Raw genomic sequence first — 25752 nt, forward strand, 5'->3', positions numbered from 1 at the left:
TGCAGTCGGTTTACACAGCGAAATAGCAGCAAGGGGGAATCACAATGCCGCAAATCTATCAGACCAAACAGCCGGGGCTGACCATTCGTTTTGCGCAGGAGGCGGATGTTCCGGCGATTCTGGATTTTATCCGTGGGCTCGCGGAATACGAGCACATGACACAGGACGTTTCCGCAACGGAGGAGATTCTTCGCGATTCCCTGTTTGTTCGGAAAAAAGCCGAAACGGTTCTTGCCGAACAGGACGGAAAACCGGTTGGGTTTGCACTGTTTTTTCATAATTTTTCCACGTTCCTCGGCAAGCCGGGGATTTATCTGGAAGATTTGTTTGTGTGGCCCGAGGCGCGCGGCCGCGGCGTAGGCAAAGCCTTGCTTTCGTTTTTAGCAAAGCTGGCGGTGGAACGCGACTGCGGACGGCTGGAATGGTCGTGCCTGGACTGGAACGAACCGTCCATTTCGTTTTACCGTTCGATGGGCGCAGTTCCTCTGTCTGAATGGACCGTTTACCGGGAAACCGGCGCGTCGCTCACGGCTCTTGCAGAGCAGTTTTAATATGATCACATCATCACATGAAAACCAAAAGGAAGATTTTTATCATGTACAAGTTGACCAGGCTGACTTCGGAAATGGAGCGCGAATATCAAGATTATATTGAGAAATGGCGCCATTCCGGGGAAATGATTGTACCCATGTCCTCCGATCATCAGGAACTGACCTACACAGTATTTGAACAGTCTGCGTGCGTTTGAGCACGAGGAAACCTGTCTAAAGAATTTTGTTCCGGGTACTACGTGGTTTTATGTGAATGATGCAGGACGGATTTTAGGTGCAGTGAATCTTCGCCACCGTTTGAACGAATCCCTTCTGAATTTCGGCGGGCATATCGGTTACGGGGTGCGTCCCAGTGAACGGAGAAAGGGTTACGCTTGTGCCATGCTGGCCCTTGCTCTGGAGGAATCCAAAAAACTGGGGCTGACCCGGGTTTTGGTGACCTGCGATAAGAAAAACATCGCTTCTGCCCGTACCATTCAAAAGAACGGCGGCGTGCTGGAAAACGAGGTTTTGGAGGACGGCAGAATCACACAGCGGTACTGGATTGCGCTGGCCTGAGCGGATGCCCGCGAAAGCGGGCTTTTCGTGTATCTAGGAATGACCAAGATTTACAAGAATTAATTTATAAAGGAAAGTGACGATATAAAAGGAGGTGCGCGTTTGGGAAAAATCAACGTGCTGGACAAACATGTGGCCGAACTGATTGCCGCGGGGGAAGTGGTGGAACGCCCGTCCTCCGTGATTAAGGAACTGGTGGAAAATTCGATTGACGCAGGTTCCTCCGCTGTTACGGTGGAAATTAAGAATGGCGGCATTTCCTATATCCGTGTAACGGACAATGGCTGCGGCATCGCGCGGGAGGATGTTCCGGTGGCGTTTCTGCGTCACGCTACCAGCAAGGTGCGGGAACAGGATGATTTGGAAAATATCGGGACGCTCGGGTTCCGCGGCGAAGCGCTGGCTTCCATTGCGGCGGTCGCGCGGGTGGAGTTGATTACGCGCACCCAGCAGGAATTGGCCGGCACACACTATGTGATTTCGGGTGGGGAAGAAGAACTTTGCGAAGATGCAGGCTGTGCGCCCGGTTCGACAATCCTTGTGCGGGATTTGTTTTATAATACTCCTGCGCGCATGAAATTCCTGAAAAAAGATATGGCGGAAGGAAACGCCGTTGCGGGCGTGCTGGACAAAATTGCACTTTCACATCCGGAAATTTCCATCCGATTTCTGCGGGATTCGCGCGAAACGCTGCATACCCCCGGGGACGGCAAACTCCGTTCTGCCATTTATTCGGTATACGGCAAGGAGTTTTCCTCTGGATTAATTCCGGTGGATTATGAGCTGAACGGAGTGAAGGTATGGGGGTTTGTCAGCAAACCTGCCTATGCCCGCCCAAACCGCAGCATGCAGCAGTTTTACATTAATGGGCGCTATGTGAAAAGCCGTACGGCCATGGTGGCGATGGAGGAAGCGTTCAAGGGCTCCTTAATGGTCGGCAAAGTACCAGCCTGTGTGCTGCACCTTGCCATTGCGCCAAGCGCGGTGGATGTGAATGTGCATCCGGCGAAAATCGAGGTGCGCTTCCTCAATGAAAAACCGATTTTCGAAGCAGTGTACCACGGGGTGAAAACCGCGCTGAATCAGGGGGATACGCCCGTTGCGGTCGCGCTGAAAAAGCCTGCGCAGACCATTCTTTCCCCGTTTGCGCAGCCGGAGCCGGCCGCGCAGCTGCGGATGGATATCTCTGTTTCCCAAGCGCCTTCTTCGGAAAGAGTCGTTGCCCCTACGCGGCCCCAGGTGGATGCGGCCAAACCGCCCGTCCGTAATTTTGCCGTGCACGATGTGCAGAAAATGCCCATCCGCATGGATTACGGAATGAATTATGTCCGCCCGGCTTCCGCGCCGGAAGCGGAAAAGCCGGAACTTTCCCTTGCACCCAGTCCCGTGGAACAGAAAGCCGTTCCGTCTTTTGCGGAGCAGAACGTGAAGCTGCCGGAACCCCCGATGGAGCAGGAGCCGCCCACTGCGGCTCAACCCCTTACGGAAGAACCGGCGTGCCAGCCGGAGCGCCTGATTGGGGAAGCGTTCGGTACGTACATCATTTTACAGCGCGGAAAAGACGAGCTTGTTTTTATCGACAAGCACGCTGCCCATGAACGGATGCTTTATGAAAAGCTGAAAGCGCAGGGGGGACAGGCCGTGCAGCAAATGCTGCTCAGCCCCGTTCCAGTTACACTGGAAAAGGGCGAATACACCGCCGTGCTGGAAGCAAAGGAAACACTGGCGCAGGCCGGCTTTGAGATTGACGACTTCGGTTCCGGCACCGTTTTGGTACGAAGTGTCCCGTTGGTACTGGGCGCGGAGGAAGATGTGGCGGATGCCCTGATGGAAATGGCAGGGTATCTGCTCAATGCCAAAAACGATATTACAACGGAAAAGCTGGACTGGCTGTATCATAACGTGGCGTGCCGAGCGGCGGTTAAGGCAGGGGACGAAAGCTCCCCGCAGGAGCTGGTGGAACTTGCACAACGCGTGGAGCGGGAAGATGTGCGCTACTGCCCGCACGGGCGCCCCGTCAGCTTTGTTTTGACCAAAAAGGAACTGGAACACCAGTTTGGACGGATTTAATCCGTTTTTCCACGGTGGGGAGAATTTAGCGCAGGCTTTGGAAAGGAGGGCTGTGGCGTTGTGTGAAACCAATCAAATACCGGTTGTGGCTGTGGTCGGCCCCACAGCCTCCGGCAAGACCCGCCTTGCGGTGGAACTTGCCCTGCGCCGGAACGGAGAGGTCATTTCCGCCGATTCCATGCAGATTTACAAGGGCATGACCATTGGAACGGCAAAGCCGGACCAGGCCGAAATGCGTGGGGTTCCGCATCATCTGATGGACTTTCTGGAGCCGTCACGCTCGTTCAGCGTAGCTGATTATGTGGAGCTTGCCTCCCAATGCATCGCAGAGCTTCACAGCCGGAGAAAACTGCCGATACTTGCCGGGGGAACCGGGCTGTACGTTCGCTCCCTGCTTCAGAATGTCCATTTTACCGAAGCTGACCGGGACGACGCGCTGCGCGCGCGCCTGTGGGAAACGGCGGAGCGCGAGGGCGTGGAGCCGCTGCTGGAAGAACTGCGCAGAATTGATCCGCAATCCGCTGAACGGATTCATCCCAACAATCTGAAGCGCGTGATTCGCGCGATAGAAATCTACCATACTACGGGCATTACCATGACGGAGCAGATCGAACGCTCCCGAAAAATTCCTTCGCCCTACCGTACCTGCATGATTGGCTTGGATTACCGTAACCGGGACGTCCTTTATGAACGCATTAACCGCCGTGTGGACGATATGATGGAGCGTGGGTTGTTGGAAGAAGCAAAAGAAGTGCTGGAGTCGGATTGTTCCGGCACCGCGCTACAGGCCATTGGGTACAAGGAGCTGCTGCCGTATTTTCGTGGGGATTATCCGCTTGCCGAAGCGGTGGAACGCATTAAGCAGGAAACTCGGCGCTATGCCAAGCGTCAGCTGACCTGGTTCCGCCGGGAACCGGGGGTTCACTGGATTTACGTGGATGAATGCTCCGGATTTGAAGCGGTTGCACAGGAAGCACTGCACTGGATCGATGAAGTTCTGTTCACTTCACAATCTTAGAAGAAAGGGAATGGAGGAGAAACCGGTTGAACAATCCGCTGCTGAAAAAACTTGCGTCTAGCTTGCTCGCCATCCTGATTCTGATTTATGTTGGTTATCAGATTTACAATACGAAATTTACCAATCTTGCAACGGAAACAGCGGCTTACGCTACGGTGTCGAACTCCATTCAGGTGGAAGGGATTGCGGTGCGCACGGAAAGAGTGATTTCCGGAAACATCAACGGCGTTGTCGATTATGTGATTCCAAACGGAGGAAAGGTTGCGAACGGCGGAAAAGTCGCGCAGATTTACGCGGATTCCCAAAGCGCAATGAACCAGAAAAAGCTGCAAAGCCTGGATGCGGAAATCGCTAAACTGGAAAAGCTCGGTACGCCGGGCGACACGTATGCGGCGAACCCCGACACCATCGTTAAGCAGATCAATCTGAAGCTGGATGACCTGCTGGGTTCGGTAAACGATTCCGATTACAGCACTGTTTCCTCCTGCCGAGAGGATTTGCTTTACCTGCTCAACGAACGCCAGATTGTGGCGGATAAAACCGCCCGGTTCGACACGCGCATTAAGGCGCTGAAAGCGCAGCGCGACGCGTTGGCAAAGGAAAATTCCCAACCGACCGGTTCGGTGACGGCACCGGTTCCGGGGTATTTTATCAATATGACGGACGGATACGAGAATGCCTTCAATGTCAAAAATATTCTGAACCTGACCACCTCCGAGCTGAAACAAAAGCTTGAGACCAAACCGGAGCCCATTACCAACGCGGTGGGGAAAATTTGTTCCAACTTTAACTGGTATTTTGTATTTTTGTTGCCGGAAAATAATTATTCCCAGGTTCGCCTTGGGAATACGGTTTCCATCCAGTTTCCCTTTGCCGCAAGCGAATCGGTCCCTGCAAAGGTGGCGGCGGTGAATAAAACGCCGACGCAGGCCGCGGTGGTGCTGCAAAGCAATTATATGAATTCGTCGATTGCGTCCATCCGTAAGGAAACGGCGCAGATCTGCACGGATGAATATACGGGAATCCGGGTCAGCCAAAAGGCGGTCCATTTTGAAGATGTCACGAAAAAAGTCAAGGACAAAGACGGAAAGACAACCTCGGTTACCAAAAATGTTCAGGGTGTATATGTTTTGCAGGGGAATCAGGTGGTCTTCCGGCAGATTATTCCGCTGCTTAGTACGGAGAACTATGTTTTATGCAAGGCAAACCCTTCTTCGGATGAACTGATGACGGACTCCACCATACAGCTTTCCGATGAAGTGGTTTTGGAAGGGAGTAATCTTTACAATGGAAAAGTTGTCAAATGAGATGGAAAAGCGGTTTCGTGATTTGGAGGAAAATCTGAAGGTGATCCGCGACGGAATTTCCGAAGCGGCGGTAAAGTCGGGCCGCAGCCCGCAGGACATTACCCTGCTTGCGGCAACCAAAACCGTGCCGGTGGAACTGATTAACCACGGAATTTCGCTTGGCATTGACCACATCGGCGAAAATAGGGTGCAGGAGCTCTGCGAAAAGTATCCATCCTATGCGCTTTCCAACTGCGCACTGCATTTTATCGGCCACCTGCAGACGAATAAGGTTAAAAACCTGATCGGTAAGGTGCAGATGATTCAGTCGGTGGACAGCGTGAAGTTGGCTTCCGAAATTTCACGCCTTTCGGAAAAGCAGGGAATTGCCACCGACGTTTTGGTTGAGGTCAACATTGGTGCGGAAGAAAATAAATCCGGCGTGTCCACCGAGGAATTGTACGACCTAATTCCGCAGATTGCCGCCTTTCAGGGGGTGCGCGTGCGCGGATTGATGGCAATTCCGCCCGCAGGAGCAGACGAACGGGAAACTATGGGTTATTTTTCAAAGATGTACAAATATTTTGTTGACATAAAGGCTAAAAAAATAGATAATGTTACTATGGATTTTTTATCAATGGGAATGTCATCCGATTATGGACAGGCTATTCTAGCGGGCTCAAATATGGTTCGTGTGGGATCAGCGCTGTTCGGACCGAGAATTTATCAATAACAACCATTAACTAAAAAACGGGAGGCTTTAAAATGGCAGGTCTGGTTGAAAAGCTCAAGGGAATGTGGAATCCTCCGGAAGACGAGTACGACTATGATTACGACGAAGAACTGCAGGATGATATTCCTGTCGGCGTAAAGGAAGAACCCGAGTTTCATGAGCGTGAAGTGGTAAAACACCCTGTCGCTTCAGGAAACGGAAATAAAGTGGTCAATATTCATGCTACGGCGCAGCTTCAGGTTGTGTTGTTCAAGCCCGAACGTTTTGGGGAAGACACCTGCGCCATTGCGGATGAGCTTTTGAAAATGCACACGGTGGTTCTAAACCTGGAAAGCACCAATAAGGATGTCTCCCGCCGGATTATTGATTTTCTCAGCGGTGTCGCATATGCGAACGGCGGGAAAATCAAGCGTGTGGCGACCAGCACCTTTATTATTACCCCGTATAATGTCGATTTGACGGGCGATGACGTTTTGGACGAATTGGAAAACAACGGCGTGTATTTTTAATGGAGAGAAATCGGGAAGACGATGTACTGGGAGCTCGTCTGCGCGATGCGGTTCGCCTTGCGCAGAATGGGGGCCGCCCCCACTTTATCGGTTTTTTAGATGAACGCCAGGCAGATTTCGTACAGCATACAATGAAACAACTTTTCTGTGAAAACTATATGCTCTGGGGCGGCTATGACGACGCGGAGCGTGTAGTTTTTGGCGTATTTCCGGACTTTCTTGTACCGGATGCATCCGCGTTTCCCATTGAGGCGCTGACCGTTTCTTTCCGGCGCGCCGACACCCTTACGCACCGTGATTTTTTGGGTTCGTTCCTCTCCAAAGGAATCGAAAGGGAAACGCTGGGTGATATTTTAGTGGAAGAAGGCCGCTGTGTGCTGTTCGTGCGCAGTGAAATTGCGGATTTTGTGCGAAATCAGACGGATAAGGTCGGCCGGGTCGGTGTAAAGTTGTCACCCGGTGCGGAAGAACCGCTGCCTGCGGCGCATCGCTTTGAGGAGTTTCAGTCGGTTGTCGCTTCTGCGCGGCTGGACTGTATTGTTGCGGCGGCCATTGGTTCCAGCCGGGAAAAGGCGGGGGAAATCATCCGCGTCGGTCTGGTGATGGTAAATCATGAGGTGTCCACATCGCTTTCTGCCGCGGTTTCGCCGGGAAGCAAGCTGTCCATTCGCGGAAAAGGACGTTTTATTGTGGATCGTATCGGCCCCCTGACCAAAAAGGGACGGCTGAGTATTGCAGGACGGAAATATATTTAATAGGAGGGCTTTGGGAAATGCTAACATTAAACGATATTATTAACGCCAGTTTCAGGAAATCCGGTTTTTCCGGCTACCGCGTGGAAGATGTGGATCAGTTCATCGATCAGGTAAAAGAATCGTTCGACGCGCTGCAAAAGCGGACCATCAGTCAGAAGGAAGAGTATGAAAAGCTGAAGGCGGAAAATGATCTTCTGACCGATAAGATAAAAATCCTTGCTCAGAAGGTGGAAGATTACCGTTCGGAAGAGGAAGAGATTAAAAACGCTTTGGTCAGCGCGCAAAAGCTGGGCGACGCTTCCGTCCGGGAAGCCCGCCACAAGGCAGAGATTATTCTGAAAGACGCCAACTTGAAGGCTGAGCGGATTATTGCCAATGCAGATCAGGCGATTATTGAGCAGAAAAAAGAAATGGAGCGCCTACAGAAACAAGCCGCCGATTTTCGCACCAAACTTTTGGATTTGTATAAGCAGCACCTTACCCTGATTAACGCCCTCCCGGTCCAGAAGCCGGAAGAAAAGGCACAGGAGCCGGCTACGCCTGCCGCCGTGCCGGAAGAACCGGTACGTGAGGAGCCCGCACCAGCCCAGAACGTTACTCCGACTGTTTCGCATGCTGACGAAGCGCCGCTTTCCCAGGCGTTTCATACGGGGGAAGAACCGGCGGATGATGACGCCGACCCTCTGTTCCGGGCGGAAGTTTCCAACTTTGACGACACCCAGGCGTTTGAAGCGCTTTCTGGTCACTATACCGCCATTCAGTTTGGAGCCGAAGAAGAAAAGTAAACCAAACGGATGATTTTATTCTGAATTTTTCAGTGCCCAAACCACCGAAGGAGAGAGAAATAGATCAATGGATTACAAGAATACCTTGAATCTTCCAAAAACTGATTTTCCCATGCAGGCCAACCTGCCGAAACGGGAGCCCGGCATGCTGAAAGCATGGGAAGATAATAAAATCTATGAAAAGATTATGAAGAAAAACGAGGGAAAGCCGGTTTATGTCCTCCACGATGGCCCGCCCTATGCCAACGGCGATATTCACCTTGGCACCGCGCTGAACAAGACGCTAAAGGATATTATCGTGCGTTATAAGAATATGTCCGGTTTTCAGGCTCCGTATGTTCCGGGCTGGGATACCCACGGTCTTCCGACAGAACTGAAAGCGCGTAAAAAAGCCGGGGTGGACAATTCCACTACGATTTCTGATGTAGAGCTGCGCAAAATCTGCCGGGAATTCGCGCTCAGCTATCTGGACGGCCAGCGCAATCAGTTTAAGCGCCTGGGCGGCATCGGCGACTGGGACCATCCCTATATTACGCTCACCCACGATTTTGAAGCAAAGCAGATTGAAATCTTTTCCGAAATGGCAACCAAGGGTTTCATTTACAAAGGTTTGAAGCCGGTTTATTGGTGCCCTGAATGTGAAACGGCGCTTGCCGAAGCAGAAATTGAATATGCGGAGGATCCGTGCGATTCTATCTATGTAAAGTTCCGCGTGACCGACGATAAAGGAATGTTCTCTGCGAAAGGCGCCGACCTGAAAAACACCTATTTCGTGATTTGGACAACAACTACCTGGACTCTGCCGGGCAACGTAGCAATCTGCCTTGGCCCCGATTTTGAATATTCTTTGATTCGCTGGGAAAACGAATATTATATCATGGCGACCGCGTTGTATGAAAGCGCCATGCAGGAAGCGGGCAAAACCGGCTATGAAGTGGTTGCAACGTTCCAAGGCTCCGAACTGGACGGCATGAAGGCTGCTCATCCGTTCCTGGACCGTACTTCTTACATTATTGTCGGCGACCATGTTACACTGGAAAGCGGTACCGGCTGTGTTCATACCGCGCCTGGGCACGGTGTGGAAGACTTTAATGTATGCCATGACCACTACCCGGAGATTCCGGTTATCGTTCCGGTGGACAACCACGGAAGGCTGACCGAAGAAGCCGGTGAACTGTTTGCCGGCCTGACCACGCATCAGGCAAACCATGCCATTGCGGAGCACTTGCAGAAGATTGGCGCTATGTTTGCCGTAAAGCATATTATTCACCAGTATCCGCACTGCTGGCGCTGCAAAAAGCCGGTCCTATTCCGCGCGACGGAACAGTGGTTCTGTTCGGTGGACGCCATTAAGCAAAAGGCCGTGGAAGAAATTAATAAGGTCAACTGGGTGCCTGCTTGGGGCCGCGACCGCATTACCTCCATGGTAATGGACCGCAACGACTGGTGTATTTCCCGCCAGCGCCGCTGGGGCGTTCCGATTCCGATTTTCTACTGCAAAGACTGTGGTGAGCCGCTGATTTCCAAGGAAGCCATGGCCGCTGTTTCGGACTTATTCCGCCGGGAAGGTTCCGACGCGTGGTACAGCAAAGAAGCAAAGGAAATTCTTCCGGCGGGAATCAAATGTGCCAAATGCGGCTGCACCGAGTTCACGCAGGAACGCGATATTATGGATGTTTGGTTTGACTCCGGCGTAACCCATGCCGCAGTGGCAGACCAGCGCCCGGAACTGCATTGGCCGGCCGATTTGTACCTGGAGGGTGCCGACCAGTACCGCGGCTGGTTCCAATCCTCGCTGCTGACCTCAGTTGCTTGGCGCGGAAAAGCCCCGTACAAGGCGGTTGTCACCCATGGCTGGGTGGTGGACGGCGAAGGCCGGAAAATGTCCAAATCCTTGGGGAACGGAATTGTTCCAAGCGAGATTGTGGAGCAGTACGGCGCGGACATTCTCCGCCTTTGGGTCGCGTCTTCCGATTATCACGCAGATATTCGTATTTCCAAAGAAATTTTGAAGCAGCTTTCCGATGCGTACCGCAAAATCCGCAATACGGCGCGCTTTATTCTGGGCAACCTCAGCGATTTTGATCCGGATCAAAACAGCGTCGCGCTGGATCGGCTTCAGCCGATTGACCGCTGGGCTTTGCACCGCTTTGACGAATTGACCCGGCAGGTCTGTGAAGGTTACGAATCCTTTGAGTTCCACAATGCATACCATGCCATTCATAATTTCTGTGTGGTCGATATGTCCAACTTCTATTTGGATGTTTTAAAAGACCGACTGTATGTTGAAAAAGCGGACAGCGAAAGCCGGCGCGCTGCCCAGACCACGATGTATTTGATTTTGAACGGAATGACGCGTTTGATTTCTCCAATTCTGGCGTTTACCTCTGATGAAATCTGGCACAGCATGCCTCATGGCGCGGGGGATGACCCAGAATGCGTTCTGTTCAACGAAATGCCAAAACCGACTGGTGTGAATGCCGACGAAGCGTTTATCGCACGTTGGGACAAAATCCACGCAATCCGTGATGACGTAAAGAAAGCGCTTGAGCTTGCACGAACCGAAAAGATTATCGGTGCTCCGCTGGATGCAAAGGTGCAGCTGTTCTGCACCGGTGAACTTTACGATTTTGTCCGGTCAGTGGAAGACGAACTTCCGGCGGTTCTGATTGTATCCCAGGTTACGGTGTCGGCAGAGGGAAAAGGTTCTTTTGCCGGGGAATCCGTTCCGGAACTGTCGGTCAGCGTTGCACACGCGGACGGCGAAAAATGCCCGCGCTGCTGGAGTTACAGCAATACCATCGGCAGCGACCCGGCGCATCCGGAAGTCTGCGAACGCTGCGCACATGCGCTGCATGAAGCCGACTGACGCCATTTAAAGTTCGGACCGGTCAAAGTGAATCTTTTGTGTCTGCTTAAAAAACAAAGCCGGCTGTCCGGCAAAGCTTTCTGCTGGAAAGAACTTCAGTAAAATCAGTTTTATTCTTTAGGGCGGATCCAATACTCCGCCCTTTTTTACAGAATTTTAGGGAATGCAAGCTGAGCGATCAACGGAGCTGGTCGGAATGACATCATCAGAAAAAGGGGATTGTTATGGGAATTCTTGTTCTGGTAATATCCGCGGTAGCAATTGCGGTGGATCAGGTATTAAAGAATATTGTCGTACAGAATTTAAAACCAAATGGAAACATCAATGCCATACCGGGCTTCCTGCGTTTTATTTATGTGGAAAACCGCGGCGCGGCGTTTGGCATCTTTCAGAACCAACAGTGGTTCTTTATCATTGTTACCGCGGTCATTTGTGTTCTGATTATTCTGGCGCTGTTTTTTTACACGCATCATGAATTCTTTTCCTATGCCGCGTCTGCTTTGATTGTCGGCGGCGGAATCGGCAACCTAATTGACCGGGTGCGCGCCGGCTTTGTCGTAGATTATATCAGTGTGTCGTTTTTCCCACCCGTGTTTAATTTTGCGGACTGCTGTGTTACAGTTGGCACCGTGTTCCTGATTATACACATGCTGTTTTTCTATGAGAGAGACGGAGATGTGGAGCGGGTGATTCGTTCCAGATGAGTGATAGCCATATTACACTGACGCTGGAAGCGGAGGACGAGGGAATTCGCCTGGACAGACTCATCAGCCTGAAAATTCCGGAGCTGACGCGTTCTGCCGCCGAAAAGCTGATTACTCGGGGCCTTGTCACCTCCGGCGGAGTAGTGCTGCCGAAAAGCGCGCAGGGACGCGCCGGGCAGCAGATTGAAGTTACCATTCCGGAACCGCAGGGACTGGATGTGAAAGCGGAAAATATTCCGCTGGAAATTATGTATGAAGATGACGACCTGCTGGTGGTCAACAAGCCGAAAGGAATGGTGGTGCACCCCGCCGCCGGAAATTACGAGGGCACGCTGGTCAATGCGCTTCTGGCGTACTGCGGCGATTCGCTTTCCGGTATTAACGGCGTGATCCGCCCCGGCATTGTGCATCGGATTGACAAAGATACCAGCGGCCTGTTAATCGTCGCAAAAAACGATTTTGCTCACCGCATTCTGGCGGAACAGATTAAAGAGCATAGCTTTACGCGTGTTTATGAAGCGATGGTGCATGGGCATTTAAAGCAGGACGAAGGAACGGTAGATGCGCCCATTGGCCGTCATCCGGTGGACCGCAAAAAAATGGCCGTGACACAGAAAAATTCCCGTAACGCCGTCACGCATTACCGCGTGCTCGCGCGGTACGACGGACTGACCCATGACTTTGCCCAGGGGTTCACCCATGTGCAGTGCAGGCTGGAAACGGGCCGCACGCACCAAATTCGCGTACACATGGCGTATCTTGGCCACCCGGTTGCGGGGGACCCGGTTTACGGCCCGAAAAAGGTGGTGCCCAACCTAAACGGGCAGTGTCTGCACGCGCGCGTGATTGGGTTTCGCCACCCGAGGGATGGGCGATATATTGAAATCACCAGTGAGCTGCCCGCGTATTTTACCGATTTTCTGGCGAAGCTTCACCGGATTTAGACACTTAATAGAAGATATGACTGCAATTCCCGGGAGGAACTTTTTTGGACTTAAATGGAATTTTGGTAATCTCTGATTTGGATGGTACGCTGATTGACCGAAATTACACGGTGCCGGAGCGTACCCTGCGCGCCGTGGAGCGTTTGAAACGCGCCGGGGGCCGGTTTACGGTCGCGACCGGCCGCTCGCCGGAATCTGGTCGACGGTACATAGAAGCGGTTGCACCAAACAGCCCGGGCGTCATTCTGAACGGTACGCTGGTTTATGATTTTGAAACCGGCAAAATCCTTTGGCAGAATCCGATGAATACCTCCGGCGCGAAAGAATGCATTGACCGGATTCGGGATCATTTCCCCGAAACGGGCATAGAGGTGTTCGCAACGCAGGGACTGGGCGTGGTACACCGCAACGAATGGATTACGCAGCACCTGTCCCGTGAAGGAATCCGGGAGTTTCTTCCGGATGTGTTTCACGGCCCGGTTTTGTGCAAGGCAATTTTTGCGGACGAGGCCGATGTTATCCGTAAAATCATCGATTTCACCGGGACCTTTGCACATGAGGAAGTGCGGTTTGTAACATCCAGCCCGCATTTTTTGGAAATGCTCCCGGCTAAGGCAGACAAAGGCTCGGCCCTGCGGGAACTGATGCGCATTTGCGGCTATGCCCGCGAACAGGTCTATGCCATCGGGGACTATTACAATGATCTGGAATTGCTGGACGCCGCCGGCTTTGCCGCGGTACCGGACAATGCGCCGGACGACTTGAAACAGCGGGCAGATTTGGTGGTTTGCAGCTGTGACGAGGGCGCAGTCGGTAATCTGATCGAATATCTCGAACAAAAGTAGGTTTTTAGATGGAACAGGAAACCCTGCATCAGCGTTATCTGGTGGTTTTTGCATTGATTCTGTGCGCAGTAATGGTGCTTTACAACGTTTTTTACGTGCCGGATGTATCCCTTTCTAATGTTACGGTTTCCATTGACGCTTCGTCCGGCCAGCCATTCGAGAATTCCTCCGTTTTGTCTTCCGATGAAGAATATGTTCCCAGTGCAGTATCTTCTGGGGATTTTTCAGGTGCCGGGTCGAAAAGCATTTCTTCCAAAGCTGCGGCTTCGGGCGGAAAAATCAACCTGAACACCGCCACCGCACAGCAGCTCAGCGATGGACTGAACGGAGTCGGTGAGGTGCTTGCAAAACGGATTGTGGATTATCGGGAAACACACGGCCGTTTTCAATCGGTTTCTGAACTGAAGAATGTTACCGGAATTGGCGAAAAGCTGTATGCGAAGATTCAGAATCAGGTTACTGTGGGGGATTAGGCATTTCCCGCGGGTTTGGGTCGTCTGTTTGAAACCGGAATTTTCAAGATAACAAAATAAGAAGCAGGCATCCGCTCCTATCGTGAGTGGGTGCCTGCTTTCGTTCTGAGAAGTGATTCATTTTTCACTGAAAAATATATCAATGGGAAGTGGAAATCAGGGCAGTTCGTTTTTCCGTGTGTGTTCCGCTAAATAGACATCTGCGGCTTTCTCCATCTTTTTCATAGATTTTTGCGTCCGATTCATGTAACAAATGGATTTCACCAGCACCCAGCCGCTTAATACGGAGCACAGTGCGGTCATGACCGCTACGGCTGCGCCAAAAATGCGAAAGATTCTTTTCCGGTTTTCCGGGTTCATTCTTTCACCCCCTGTTTTCTTTATTCGCCAAAGCTAATTCCAATGTTACGCGCGGTTTGCACAATTTCCGAATCGGCGGGAACCAGCTTTAGTTTTCCTGCTACTTCGCTCAAAGGCACCGGAACAATCCGTTCCTTTTGCAGCGCGACCATGTTGCCGTAATTTTGTTCCGCAATCAGGTCCACGGCCGCCGCGCCAAAGCGGGTGGCCAGCAGGCGGTCATAGGCGCAGGGGCTGCCGCCGCGCTGAAAATGTCCAGGAACTGTTACGCGGATTTCAGACCCAATTTTTTCGCCAATTTCGTTTGCCAGCCGGTACGAGATGGAGGGAAACCGCATTGCTGCGCGTGCGGCCTTGAATTCTTTTTTGCTCATTTTTGCCTCGTCTTGGGAAAGTGCGCCCTCCGCGACCGCAAGAATGGAAAAACGCTTGCCTGCCTGATTTCTCGCCTCCAGCGTTTCCAAAATGCTGTCGAGTTCATAAGGAATTTCGGGAATTAGAATCACGTCTGCCCCGCCGGAAATACCTGCGTGCAGCGTCATCCAGCCTGCCTTGTGCCCCATAATTTCCACAATGAAAACCCGGCCGTGGGAAGTAGCCGTGGTGTGGATGCAGTCCAGCACATGGGTTGCAATTTCCACCGCGCTGCTAAAGCCGAAGGTCATTTCCGTGTTCCAGACATCGTTGTCGATGGTCTTTGGGAGTGAAACCACGTTCAGTCCTTCTTCCCGGAGCAGGTTAGCGGTTTTTTGCGTTCCGTTGCCGCCCAGCACCACCAGGCAGTCGAGCTTCATTTTTTTATAGTTGTTTTTCATGTTTTTAACTTTATCGACACTGTCTTCTTCCACGATTCGCATTTTTTTGAAGGGCTGACGGGAAGTCCCCAGTATGGTGCCGCCCAGCGTTAGGATGCCGGAAAAGTCCGAAGGCTGCATTCGTTTGTAGTTCCCTTCAATTAATCCACGGTATCCGTCGATAATGCCGTAGACCTCCACGTCCTCGCCAAACCGGACATACAGTGCTTTCGCAACTCCGCGGATTGCTGCATTCAGGCCCTGACAGTCGCCGCCGCTTGTTAAAATTCCGATTCTTTTCATCTTCCTGCCTCCGAATTAAGAAATGGTTTCTTCTTTCAAATCGGCCCGCCGAATCGGGCGGAACGGTTTGCTTTCTTCCGACTGCGCCAGTTCATCCACCGATTTCTGGGCGGCCCGCCAGAATTCCAGCTGGCAGTCGCACGGCGCCTTGCCACGTTTGTCAATGTGGCTGTAAGAGGTGTCCGGTTTCATGACTCTGGTATTAATATTATCACTGAACATCAGAGTTAAAATGGAAAGCGTGCGTTTGCGCAGATTTTCATCCTCAATGGGGAACACCAGTTCCACGCGCCGGTCCAGGTTGCGCTGCATCCAGTCCGCGCTGCCCATATAGATTTTCGGGTTCCCACCGTTTTCAAACATGAAAATGCGGCTGTGCTCCAACTGCCTGCCCACTATGCTGTGAACCTCAATGTTTTCGCTGATGCCGGGAAGACCGGGAATCAAGCAGCAGATTCCACGCACAATCAGGCGTATGGCAACGCCCGCCTGCGAAGCCTTGTAAAGCAGTTCAATCATGCGCGGGTCAACCAGGGAATTCACCTTTGCGGTAATCGCCGCGGGCAGGCCGTGCTGCGCGTTTTCTATTTCCTTTTGAATCATGCGCTCAAAAAACGGCCGCATTCCGCTGGGGGCGACCACAAAGCGGTTGTATTCCGGCGGCAGGGAGTATCCGGTTAGTACGTTAAATAGGGAGGAAGCATCCGAACCATAGGGTTCCTTGCAGGTGAACACGCCGATGTCGGTGTAAACTTTTGCGGTGGAATCGTTGTAATTGCCCGTTCCCATGTGCAGGTAGCGGCGAATCCCGTCCTCATCCCGCCGCACAACCAGCAGAATTTTGCAGTGGGTTTTCAGCCCAGCCAAGCCATAAATGACATGGCAGCCGGCTTCTTCCAGCTTTTTGGCCCAAATGATGTTGTTTTCTTCATCAAAACGGGCTTTCAGTTCCACCAGCACCGTCACCTGCTTGCCGTTTTCCGCCGCCTTAATGAGCGCGGCGATGATGGGGGAGTGACCGCTGACCCGGTAAAGGGTCTGCTTGATGGCAAGCACGTTTTCATCCTCTGCTGCCTGCCGAACGAACTGCACCACGGTTTCAAAACTTTCATAGGGGTGGTGGACCATCCGGTCCCGCTCGCGGATGGCCGCGAAAAGATCGTCGCACCCCCAGAAGTCGGCAGGCGGGTATACGGGACGAAGCGGCTGGAAACAGAGCGGTTCAAATTCCGGCAGGGAAGCAAATTTGGACAGAAAGGTCAAATCCAGCGGGCCGGGGACTTCATAAATTTCCTCGGCGGTTATGCCAAGCATCTCCACCAGAAATTCGCGGGTTTCCGGGTCGCAGCGCTGCAAAATTTCCAGCCGCACCGGCTTGCCGCGCCGGCGCTTCTTAATGGATTTCTGGATTTCAATCATCAGGTCTTCGGATTCTTCGTCAATTTCAAGGTCGGCGTCGCGCGTAATGCGGAATGGGCACGCGGTACGAATGTTACTGCGTTCGAACAGTTCATCCAGTTTATAGATGATTACATTTTCTAGTAGCACAAATTTATTGCCCGTGGAGGAAGGAACTTTCAGAAAGCGGGAAAGTATGGAAGGAACCTGAACCACGGCAAAATACGATTCCCCTTCCCGGTTTAACCGTACTGCAATATTCAGGCTTTTGTTCATCAGCAGCGGAAAAGGCCGACTGGTATCGACCGCAAGCGGGGTTAAAACCGGGAACAGGACTTTATCAAAGTAATCGGAAATAAATTTTTTCTGTTCGGCGTTCATTTCATCCGGTTGAAGAAACGAAATGCCCTTTTTGCGCAGCGCGGGAAACACCGATCGCAGCAAACAGGAATACTGCTTTTCGTTAAAAGCGCGGATTTTTTCCGTGAGCAGGGGAAGCAGCTGATCCGGCGTCAGACCGGAAGGGTCCACCGCGTGGTAATTGGAACGAATCTGCTCTTTTACGCCTGCAACGCGCACCATAAAGAATTCATCCAGATTGGATGCGGTGATGGCCAGAAAACGGATGCGCTCCATAATTGGATTTTCGCGCTCGAAGGCTTCTTCCAGTACACGCGCGTTAAAATCCATCCAACTTAACTCACGATTAATGTAGGGAAATTTATTTTTTGAATTTGCTTTTTCGCTCATTGCATCTCAACTGCCTTTTCAGTCATTAGTCATGTTCTGCCGAAATAGAACGCAGCGGAATCAAATCCAGAACATAGGCTTTGTTCGGCTTTTTGCCGAGCTCAGTTCGATCGGCAAACCCTTAGATGAAAGTCGATTTAATGGTGAGTTCCGGGTTATAGCCGAATACTTCCATAAAGAAAGGCGCACACTGTTCAAACGCCCATTTTTCCAGGTAGGCGTTCTCATTGCTGACCGCCGAAATCAGCAGTCGGTCGTTTTCCAGCTTTATCTTTAAATCGCTCAGTTTTTGCTTTTGCGACTTGTCAAGTGCGTTAGCCAAGCGGAAAATAGCGACTAGCTTCGAAACAATCAGTCTTTGCTTGTCGTTTAGGCGGAAGAACCCGATGTCGTCAAAGTTGGGCACATCGTATTCATTGTAGCGAGAAACATAAGCCGTCAGCAGCATTTCCTCATCGGTCATTCCGTAGATATCAATATTTTTAATCAGGTCGAAGCTGCTCAGTAAATGGTCTTTCACGGTGACATAATGGCCGCACTCATGCAGAATGGCCGCAAGCTCCAGCAGCAGGCGCTTGCGGTGGTCAAGGCCGTGGGCATCCTTCATTTTATCAAAAATCCGGCATGCGATTTTACGGATGCTTTCGGAATGCTTTTGGTCGCATTTATAGGTTTTGGCAATTTCGTTTGCACAGGAGATGGCGTTCACGCGGACATGCTCCAAATATTCCCCACTGCTTTTCGGGACCAGCATATGCCGCATCAGCGCGTCCCAAAGCTCCACCTTCGGCGCAATTACGCTTTCAGAAGTGGTGAATCCCGTCAGTCGGGTATAAATCGCCAGGGCGGAATACAGCAGTTCGGCGTTTTCTTCGCTGATATTGAACTGTTCACAGATTTTTTCCTGCGATAGGGAACGGAATTGGCGGGAAAGGTCAGAAATCATATGTGCCGGAATAATATATTTTCCGTTTTTGGGTTCCACCCCGCAGATTTTTGCAATCAGCTGAATTTCATTTCCGGTCAGAATCAGGTTGGAAACGTTTCCTTTGCTGAGCGGAATGGTAATATGGCCGAGAATGGAGTCCAGATATTCCTCCACCACATAATAAAAATCCTCGGTTTCCTCCTCAATTTTGCCCAGAATATCGTGCAGTTTCAGCGCACCCATGGGGATGTTCTGAGAAAAAATCATATGTTTGCCGTCATATACCGAAAATCCGATGGTGCCCGCGCCAATGTAGGAAATCAGCGCCGTATCCTCCTTTAGCCCCTCCATGCTTTGCAGAGAATTCAGAATTTCCGAATAAATCAGAGTTTTTTCCTGGTCGTCCTCCAGCACCTGAACCGTCATATCGTTCTGGATTTTCAGCTGGTCAATTACATAATACCGGTTGGCCGCCTCGCGCAGTGCTGTGGTCGCCACTACGCGGTACTGTTCCACGCCGTATTCGGCCATAATGTCGCTGTAACCGTGCAGAGCCTTGGAGAGCTCGCGCAGGCTTTCAAAGCTGATTTTTCCGTCGGTAAACACTTCGTGCCCCAGAGAAAGCGGGTATTCCAGCCGGTCAATGTCCACAATTTCGCCGCGCTTTAATTGGGAAACACGCATTTTCAGCAGCTTGGTGCCAATGTCGATGACGGCGGCCGTTTTGTCGTTCCTCTTTTTATGATTGTTCACGGTTTTCACCGCCCTTTTGCAAATTTATATCAGTATAACAGGAAATGCCTGCTTCATCAACCGAAGGAATCCGTTCCATCCGGGTAAAACAAAACCGGCATCGGCGCGCGATGTCGGTTTGAAACCGGAAAAACGGTTATTGAATTGCGTCATTGTAAATCTTATTCAGCTCTTCGTACTGCGGGGAAACAATCATGCTGACGTAATTGCCGTCCTGTTTTACCGGGCATTTCTTTAAAATGGCGTATTCTTCGGGAAGATAGTCCTTCATTTCCACTTCTTTTTGCTGGTAACGCGCGTCCATTTTTTCCTTTATCCGTTTGGCGGCGTCTGCGTCCTTTCCTTCCAACAGAACGATTTCATCACCCTTTACTCCGGTGGAATCCACATAGATGGCAAGCTGCTTCACATCATTCGCGTCAATTCCGTAAGAAGCCATCAAGTCATCTTTGGTCAAATCCATCATTTCTGTGTTGGTGAGCTTTGCTTTCATATTGTCCATTACCTTGGAAAGGTCGGCTTGCTTGGTTGCCTTGCTGCCGCATGCGGCAAGGGAAAAGAGCAGAATCAAGCCTAAAAGGACGGAAAACCACTTTTTCATAAAAATCCTCCAGTTATTGCTTTACCGTATGGGTCAAAAGATATTGAATCCAAATCTCACAGGCTTTGTCCGTAAAATGAATTCCTAGAATATTGGGGTCGCTGCAGAATTCCGGCGGCAGGTTCCCGTCTTCATCCCGCAGGGCGGAGGCCACATCCACAAAATAATAATTCTTTTCCTGGCACATTTTGCTCAGGGCATTGTCGTAGGCGATTAGATTGGGGTTGTTCAGCTGCTTCATCTGCTTTTCTTTCAGAATCGGGGTGGCGGACTGTACTAAAATCATGGCATCGGGGGATTTGGTTTTTATGTTCGCCAGCAGCTTTTCCATATTCTTTACGGAGCCTTCAATGCCATAAAGCGCAATATCATTTGCACCGAGCATAATATAAACCTTTTTGGCGCCCATTGCTGCTACGCTGTCTTCCAGCAGCATTTTCTGTCCGTTATAAGCAGGATGAATGGAATCGGTTCCAACCGCTTTCAGCGCGTTGGCGCTGCCCATGCTTCCGGCGGTTAAAAATTGTGCCTTGCCCATAAAATCCGGCTGGGTTTTGCGTTTAATCGTAATGTAATTTTTCAGTTTCAGAGAAACTGAGTCACCGATAAACACCGCGTCGTCAAAATAGCTGTAATCGGACTTGGCGCTTTGTTTTACGGCGTTAACCGGCGCGCTTTTGACCGGAGGCGGGAGGGAAACCGTGTTTTCGATGGAATTGGAAGAGCCTGAATTCGAGGGGGATAGGGAAACTGCGCTGCTTTCTGAAGAGGCAGCAGAGGACGCCGCCGGGCCGGAAGAAACGGAGCTCTGTGCGGAATTGTTGGAAGAAACCGTGCTGGATTTTGCACAGCCGCTGGAAAGCAGAAGGCCTGCCAGAAGCAGACAGCACACGGTCAACCGGGGATAATGCTGAACCATTCCGTTCACCCTTTTCGATTATGAAATGTTAAATAGTACTGTAAGTATAGCATAGCATTTACCAATCCACAATAAAGATTACAAAAATGACAATAATTTTGGTTGAAGTTCCTATTTTTTACATTTTTAGTTGCCTTCCCCGCTTCTAGATTGAAAATGAACGGATTGAATCTTTGCTTTTCTTGTGGTATCATAGATAAAATTTACCTTGGAGGCGGTACCGTGAATCAGGCGGAGAAAAAGAGGCTGATGCGTGCTTCAATGGGAGAAATTACACCGGATCTTGTATTAAAATACGCTGATATTATTGACGTGTTTACAGAAAAAATATACACCGCTGATATTGCCATAAAGGATGGCTACATTGTCGGTATCGGCTCTTACCGTGGGGCATGTGAAGTGGACATGAGCGGAAAAATCATTGCGCCTGGTTTTATTGACGCCCATGTTCACCTGGAATCGTCTATGGTATCACCGAGCATTTTCGCGGGGAAGGTACTGCCCTGCGGAACTACTACGGTGATTGCCGATCCGCATGAAATTGCCAATGTTGTGGGAGCCGACGGCATTCGCTATATTATTGAGGACAGCAGGCACTGCGGGTTGAATGTTTTCTTTATGCTCCCGTCCTGTGTTCCGCTCAGCGAAAGCGACCACAGCGGGGGTGTGGTCGGGCTGGACGAAATGAAGCAGCTGAGGGATGAATCCTGTGTTGCCGGGTTGGGCGAAGTGATGAGCTATGAGGCTCTTCTGGCCGGGAATGACGGCCTGCTCGATAAGATTGAATTGATGAAGGGTAAGACGATTGACGGCCATTCCCCGGGGCTGACTGCCAAAAAGCTGCAGGCTTACCGGCTGGCTGGGGTAGAAACCGACCATGAGTGTGTTGATTATGCATCCGCTCTGGAGCGTCTGCGCGCGGGATTTTTTGTTCAGGTCCGCGAAGGCTCCGCCGCGCGCAATTTGAACGCGATTCTTTCGGGCGCGCTGCGGGACGAAATCAGTCTGGACCGTTTCGTGTTTTGTACGGATGACCTTCATTTGGCGGATGTTTCTAAGCAGGGCCATATTAACCACAATATTCAAATGGCAATTCAACTTGGCATGGACCCAATCAAGGCGATTAAGATGGCTACTTTAAACCCTGCACGGGTCTACGGGCTGAAAGATGTCGGTGCTGTGGCGCCCGGCTGCCGTGCCGATTTGGTGGTGCTGGACCAGTTGGAGGACGTTTCCATTTTCGATGTCTATAAGAGCGGTGTTTCCATTAACGGAACGGATTTCTGCGCACCGTGGACGCGGCCGAATGAGAAACTAACGCACAGCGTGCATATTCCCGAACTGCCGGCGGACAGCCTGAACCTACGTGTGAACAGCAAGTTTCCTGTTATAGAGATTATCCCCGGGCAGATTACAACCCGGCGTGTCGACCTGGAACTGCCCAGTGAAGACGGACTGTTCACGCCGCGGGACGGATTGCTGAAAATTGCCGTGGTACAGCGTCACGATGGTTCGGGGCGAATCGGGCTGGGCGTTGTGAAAGGATTCGGCTTGAAAAATGGAGCGATTGCCTCCACGGTTGCGCATGACGCGCACAATTTGATTGTCGTCGGCGACAACGACCGGGATATGTTTGCCGCCATTGAGGAGTTAAAAGCCTGCGGCGGGGGATATACGGTAGTCCGGGACGGAAAAGCGGTGCGTACGCTTCCGCTTCCGATTGCGGGCCTGTTTACCGATGACCGCAGCATTGATATGATCTGCGAGCTGAGCGATATGTCGATTGCCGCGCACGCCATGGGGGTTCCGGAAGAATTGGATGTCTTCCAGAACCTTTCCTTCATGTCGCTGCCCGTTATTCCCGAACTGCGTATTACGGACAGCGGATTGTTTGACGTACTGGAAAACAAATGGATTTCCCAACCGTAAAGCCTGCAGATATTCCATACACAAAAGACGGACGGTGTGAAACACATCGTCCGTCTTTTGTGTGTCAACATTTTTCACCGTTACTCAACCGTATGCTTCAGGTGTTTCCGAATTGGATAGCAAACGGCGTAGGCGGCAATGGCACCAATCAACGCTTCCGGAATACCGCTGGTCAGTACGGTTAGGCCGATCAGGCCAAGCAGGGCTTCCACGCCTTGCTGAATTGCACTTGCGTAGCTTTGACCAAAGAATACGTAAATTCCGCCCATCACAAGAATCGTATTGGTCAGGCTGCCGAGCAGTCCGCTCAGCCCGTAAACCAGAATGGATTTCATTTTGGTTTTTTGGAACAGATGGAAGCACAACCCCGTAACCGTACCGACCAGGATACGCGGCACAAAACAGATCAGCAGGCTGAGCATGCTGCCGTGGTTCTGCCCCGGTACAGCATACACCGGGGTGAACACAAATGCAGTAATCGGGTTAGGCGGGGTAGTGGTCCAAACGATAAAACTGAAAAGACCGGCAAAAAAACCCATCGCTGAACCGGCGCCTGTTCCCAGTATAATTGCCGTAATAATGACGGGAACCATGCCGAGCGTGGCAACAATGGGGCCAATGGCCGGCAGGGAACCGAGCGGTGTAAAGCAAACAATGGCCTCAATGGCAAGCAGCATTGCAAATTGTGCAAGAAACAGCGTGTTTTTGCTGACGGATGCATTCATAAAAATTCCTCCATGTTATCGATTAACAATGTTTGGATTTTCCTGATTTTCTCACTGGTTATTTATGATATGATAAAATTGAATGTTTATATTTCTAATAGAGCAAAAACACAGGGTTTCTTTTATTTTTGTTTATTTTTTAACAACTGCCTTACGTGCAAGCAGAAATGTCAAAGCGGAGAAGCAGCAGGCTAGCAGAACGTGGCTGCCGATCGCTACGAAAGGATGGCAGCCGCCGGAAAGTCCCCAGACGGCGCAAAGGGCCTGGGTAATCCATTGCATGAGTTTCCCGTGAAGAAGGTAAGCGTCCAGAAGGTTGATTCCGTTCACAAGGATGACCGGTACCCCTACGGAAACGGCTATTTTCATGCCCCGGTTCATGCGGTAATACAGCGTTGTGATGAAAAGTCCCACCATAGAAATGAAAATGTAAACGACCCATAACAAAAGAAAGTTTGTCACCAGCATCAAAAAGTATGCAGCAGGCCCAAAACCCTGAAAAGCAGGCTGATACAGCAGCAGAAATAAGGGAGTATAATTGCTGATGTGGGGGAAAACGGCAACGTTCAACGTGTCAATCAGTGCGAATATGGCGCACAGAATCCCGAAAAAGAAAAGGGTGCTGAAGAACTGCGTTCTTCGTGAGATGCCGTTGATGGAGAAGAAATTAAAGTTTTCTTTAAAAGAGACCAGCCCAATGACCAGCAGCGTGATCATGGAAACCAATTCCATGCCGTTTAACGTCACATGCTTATCCGACGGCAACGTATTATGGTCGATGCAGGAAACTATGAAAAGAAAATAAACACAGCTGTACATAATCATGGCCGATTTTTTAAAATCATGCAGCTGGTACCGGACAATGGAGAAAAAACGTTTTTGATTCATAAAAACTGCCTCCTTACGCATTGGTAAGCTGAATGAACAGCTTTTGTAAATCCAGTGTGCCGACTGTAAGCCCGTCGGGTACGTGCGTGCATGGCTCCATTAGGTAGGCTGATTTCAGTCCGCCGAGCTTGTCGCTGCCAATCAGCTTTTTGCCCTGCACATACCGGTCCACCAAATCGGCGGGTCCGCTCACCGTGCAGCCGGATTCAAGAATGTCCTGCGCATTCTCGTTTAGAAGGATGGTTCCGTTTTTCACAATGATGATCCGATCAATCAGGGTGGCGGCTTCTTCAATCAAGTGGGTGGACAGGATAAAGCACCGTTGGCTGCTGCTGAAATTTTCAATCAGCTCGCGGTAAAACAGCTCCCGATGATTGGCGTCCAGACCAAGCACCGGTTCGTCGAGCAGGACGAATTCGCTTCCACAGGCAAGCGCGATAATCAGCTTGAAGATAGAGGTGTAGCCGGTGGACAGACCGCCGATTTTTTGAAACTCGTTCAAATCGAACTTTTTACACAGACTGCTGGCATATTTGCCGCCAAAGTTTGGGTAAAACTCCGCGCTCCAGCTGAGCGCGTCAACCACGCGCATACGGTCCGGGTATTTGCTGCCTTCTGTCATGCAGTAGATTTTGGAAAGCGCGCGGTCGTTTTCCAAAACCGGTTCCCCGTCCACCGTAATTTCTCCGCTGTCCGGGAAAAGCCTTCCGGTTATCAGATTCAGAAGTGTGGTTTTTCCCGCGCCGTTGCGTCCAAGCAAGCCATAAATGTGGCCGCTTTCAAATTCCAAGGAAACATCGGTTAGCGCTTTTGTTTTTCCGAATGTTTTGGTAAGATGACTGATTTCAATTCTACTCATCGTCAAAACCCCTTTCTATCTGCTCCAGAAGATCTTTTTTGTTTAGACCGAGCTTTTTGGCTTCACTGACCAGGGTGCGCACGTAGCTGTCGTAAAAATTGTTCCGGCGCTTTTTTTCGATTCGTTCTTTTGCACCTGGGGCAACAAACATGCCAAGACCTCGTTTCTTATATACAATTCCTTCCTCCACCAAAAGGCTGATTCCTTTTAGGGCAGTCGCAGGATTGATTTTATAATTTACCGATATTTCGGTGGTGCTTGGAACCTGGGTGTTCTCCTCAAAGGCGCCGGAAAGAATGGCGTCTTCTATTTTTTCTGAGATTTGCAGGTAAATCGGTTTTTCTTCTGCAAAACCCATATCTTCACCTCCTGCGTTATATAGTTAATTACTCATGTAACTAACTATATAACATAACATGCGGGATGTCAATCTTTTTTCAAAAAA

Annotated in this window: 26 protein-coding genes; 16 read left to right on the plus strand and 10 right to left on the minus strand. The window is 50.8% G+C overall.

All coding sequences use genetic code 11. The features are described from left to right. Window positions 1-44 precede the first annotated feature (44 nt). The 15 genes from ACSVDI_RS04690 to ACSVDI_RS04760 all read left to right on the plus strand — a co-directional run bounded on the left by ACSVDI_RS04690 (window position 45) and on the right by ACSVDI_RS04760 (window position 14100). Window positions 45-551 (plus strand): N-acetyltransferase family protein, encoded by a 507-nt coding sequence (locus ACSVDI_RS04690; RefSeq protein ID WP_457945143.1) that lies wholly within the window; start codon window positions 45-47, stop codon window positions 549-551. Window positions 552-595: 44 nt separating this feature from the next. Further along, window positions 596-748 carry a hypothetical protein gene (locus ACSVDI_RS04695; RefSeq protein ID WP_457945145.1) on the plus strand — a complete coding sequence of 51 codons (153 nt, stop codon included), beginning with the start codon at window positions 596-598 and terminating at the stop codon, window positions 746-748. 52 nt (window positions 749-800) lie between these two features. Further along, window positions 801-1109, plus strand: coding sequence for a GNAT family N-acetyltransferase (locus ACSVDI_RS04700; protein ID WP_457945147.1), 309 nt, complete (start codon window positions 801-803; stop codon window positions 1107-1109). A 102-nt stretch (window positions 1110-1211) separates the two neighbouring features. Continuing rightward, entirely contained in the window at window positions 1212-3179 is a 1968-nt protein-coding gene (gene mutL, locus ACSVDI_RS04705; protein WP_457945149.1) for a DNA mismatch repair endonuclease MutL, read from the plus strand. Between the two features lie 58 nt (window positions 3180-3237). Continuing rightward, window positions 3238-4197, plus strand: coding sequence for a tRNA (adenosine(37)-N6)-dimethylallyltransferase MiaA (gene miaA, locus ACSVDI_RS04710; RefSeq protein ID WP_457945151.1), 960 nt, complete (start codon window positions 3238-3240; stop codon window positions 4195-4197). Between the two features lie 26 nt (window positions 4198-4223). Then, entirely contained in the window at window positions 4224-5504 is a 1281-nt protein-coding gene (locus ACSVDI_RS04715) for an HlyD family efflux transporter periplasmic adaptor subunit (protein WP_457945152.1), read from the plus strand. Beyond that, window positions 5485-6216, plus strand: a complete 732-nt coding sequence (locus ACSVDI_RS04720) for a YggS family pyridoxal phosphate-dependent enzyme (RefSeq protein WP_457945154.1) — start codon at window positions 5485-5487, stop codon at window positions 6214-6216. Before ACSVDI_RS04715 ends, ACSVDI_RS04720 begins: the two co-directional genes overlap by 20 nt. A 32-nt stretch (window positions 6217-6248) precedes the next feature. After that, window positions 6249-6725 (plus strand): cell division protein SepF, encoded by a 477-nt coding sequence (locus ACSVDI_RS04725; protein WP_457945156.1) that lies wholly within the window; start codon window positions 6249-6251, stop codon window positions 6723-6725. Further along, complete coding sequence (locus ACSVDI_RS04730) at window positions 6725-7480, plus strand: YlmH family RNA-binding protein (RefSeq protein WP_457945158.1); 756 nt, start codon at window positions 6725-6727, stop codon at window positions 7478-7480. Before ACSVDI_RS04725 ends, ACSVDI_RS04730 begins: the two co-directional genes overlap by 1 nt. Before the next feature lie 17 nt (window positions 7481-7497). Beyond that, window positions 7498-8265 (plus strand): DivIVA domain-containing protein, encoded by a 768-nt coding sequence (locus ACSVDI_RS04735; RefSeq protein WP_457945160.1) that lies wholly within the window; start codon window positions 7498-7500, stop codon window positions 8263-8265. Window positions 8266-8332: 67 nt separating this feature from the next. Next, a complete protein-coding gene (ileS, locus tag ACSVDI_RS04740) occupies window positions 8333-11134 on the plus strand; it encodes an isoleucine--tRNA ligase (protein WP_457945161.1) in 2802 nt (933 codons plus the stop codon). A 224-nt stretch (window positions 11135-11358) separates the two neighbouring features. Continuing rightward, entirely contained in the window at window positions 11359-11838 is a 480-nt protein-coding gene (lspA, locus tag ACSVDI_RS04745) for a signal peptidase II (RefSeq protein ID WP_457945162.1), read from the plus strand. Beyond that, window positions 11835-12782, plus strand: a complete 948-nt coding sequence (locus tag ACSVDI_RS04750; protein ID WP_457945164.1) for an RluA family pseudouridine synthase — start codon at window positions 11835-11837, stop codon at window positions 12780-12782. Before lspA ends, ACSVDI_RS04750 begins: the two co-directional genes overlap by 4 nt. A gap of 44 nt (window positions 12783-12826) precedes the next feature. Further along, window positions 12827-13627 (plus strand): HAD family hydrolase, encoded by an 801-nt coding sequence (locus ACSVDI_RS04755; protein ID WP_457945166.1) that lies wholly within the window; start codon window positions 12827-12829, stop codon window positions 13625-13627. An 8-nt stretch (window positions 13628-13635) separates the two neighbouring features. Next, window positions 13636-14100, plus strand: coding sequence for a ComEA family DNA-binding protein (locus tag ACSVDI_RS04760; protein ID WP_457945167.1), 465 nt, complete (start codon window positions 13636-13638; stop codon window positions 14098-14100). Between the two features lie 156 nt (window positions 14101-14256). Here the strand turns inward: ACSVDI_RS04760 and ACSVDI_RS04765 are convergent, their stop codons facing one another. From ACSVDI_RS04765 to ACSVDI_RS04790, 6 genes are all read right to left on the minus strand, one after another. Beyond that, complete coding sequence (locus ACSVDI_RS04765) at window positions 14257-14460, minus strand: hypothetical protein (protein WP_457945168.1); 204 nt, start codon at window positions 14458-14460, stop codon at window positions 14257-14259. A 20-nt stretch (window positions 14461-14480) separates the two neighbouring features. Next, the gene (locus tag ACSVDI_RS04770; RefSeq protein ID WP_457945170.1) at window positions 14481-15557 is read right to left on the minus strand and encodes a 6-phosphofructokinase; all 1077 of its coding nucleotides are present in this window, start codon (window positions 15555-15557) and stop codon (window positions 14481-14483) included. A 15-nt stretch (window positions 15558-15572) separates the two neighbouring features. After that, complete coding sequence (locus tag ACSVDI_RS04775; protein WP_457945172.1) at window positions 15573-17705, minus strand: RNA degradosome polyphosphate kinase; 2133 nt, start codon at window positions 17703-17705, stop codon at window positions 15573-15575. 121 nt (window positions 17706-17826) lie between these two features. Continuing rightward, window positions 17827-19386 (minus strand): Ppx/GppA phosphatase family protein, encoded by a 1560-nt coding sequence (locus tag ACSVDI_RS04780; RefSeq protein ID WP_457945173.1) that lies wholly within the window; start codon window positions 19384-19386, stop codon window positions 17827-17829. Window positions 19387-19522: 136 nt separating this feature from the next. After that, window positions 19523-19987 carry a DUF4358 domain-containing protein gene (locus ACSVDI_RS04785; RefSeq protein ID WP_457945175.1) on the minus strand — a complete coding sequence of 155 codons (465 nt, stop codon included), beginning with the start codon at window positions 19985-19987 and terminating at the stop codon, window positions 19523-19525. Between the two features lie 13 nt (window positions 19988-20000). Continuing rightward, window positions 20001-20906, minus strand: coding sequence for a GDSL-type esterase/lipase family protein (locus ACSVDI_RS04790; RefSeq protein ID WP_457945176.1), 906 nt, complete (start codon window positions 20904-20906; stop codon window positions 20001-20003). Between the two features lie 222 nt (window positions 20907-21128). Between ACSVDI_RS04790 and ade the strand changes: the two genes are divergently transcribed. Beyond that, window positions 21129-22835 carry an adenine deaminase gene (gene ade / locus ACSVDI_RS04795; RefSeq protein WP_457945177.1) on the plus strand — a complete coding sequence of 569 codons (1707 nt, stop codon included), beginning with the start codon at window positions 21129-21131 and terminating at the stop codon, window positions 22833-22835. Between the two features lie 80 nt (window positions 22836-22915). Here ade and ACSVDI_RS04800 read toward each other — a convergent pair whose 3' ends face one another. The 4 genes from ACSVDI_RS04800 to ACSVDI_RS04815 all read right to left on the minus strand — a co-directional run bounded on the left by ACSVDI_RS04800 (window position 22916) and on the right by ACSVDI_RS04815 (window position 25665). After that, the gene (locus ACSVDI_RS04800) at window positions 22916-23560 is read right to left on the minus strand and encodes an ECF transporter S component (RefSeq protein ID WP_457945179.1); all 645 of its coding nucleotides are present in this window, start codon (window positions 23558-23560) and stop codon (window positions 22916-22918) included. A gap of 132 nt (window positions 23561-23692) precedes the next feature. After that, complete coding sequence (locus ACSVDI_RS04805; RefSeq protein WP_457945181.1) at window positions 23693-24448, minus strand: hypothetical protein; 756 nt, start codon at window positions 24446-24448, stop codon at window positions 23693-23695. 13 nt (window positions 24449-24461) lie between these two features. Continuing rightward, entirely contained in the window at window positions 24462-25307 is an 846-nt protein-coding gene (locus ACSVDI_RS04810; protein WP_457945182.1) for an ABC transporter ATP-binding protein, read from the minus strand. Then, a complete protein-coding gene (locus tag ACSVDI_RS04815) occupies window positions 25300-25665 on the minus strand; it encodes a GntR family transcriptional regulator (protein ID WP_457945184.1) in 366 nt (121 codons plus the stop codon). The genes ACSVDI_RS04810 and ACSVDI_RS04815 overlap by 8 nt, the downstream gene beginning before the upstream one ends. Window positions 25666-25752 lie beyond the last annotated feature (87 nt).

Source organism: Caproiciproducens sp. LBM24188, assembly GCF_054130445.1.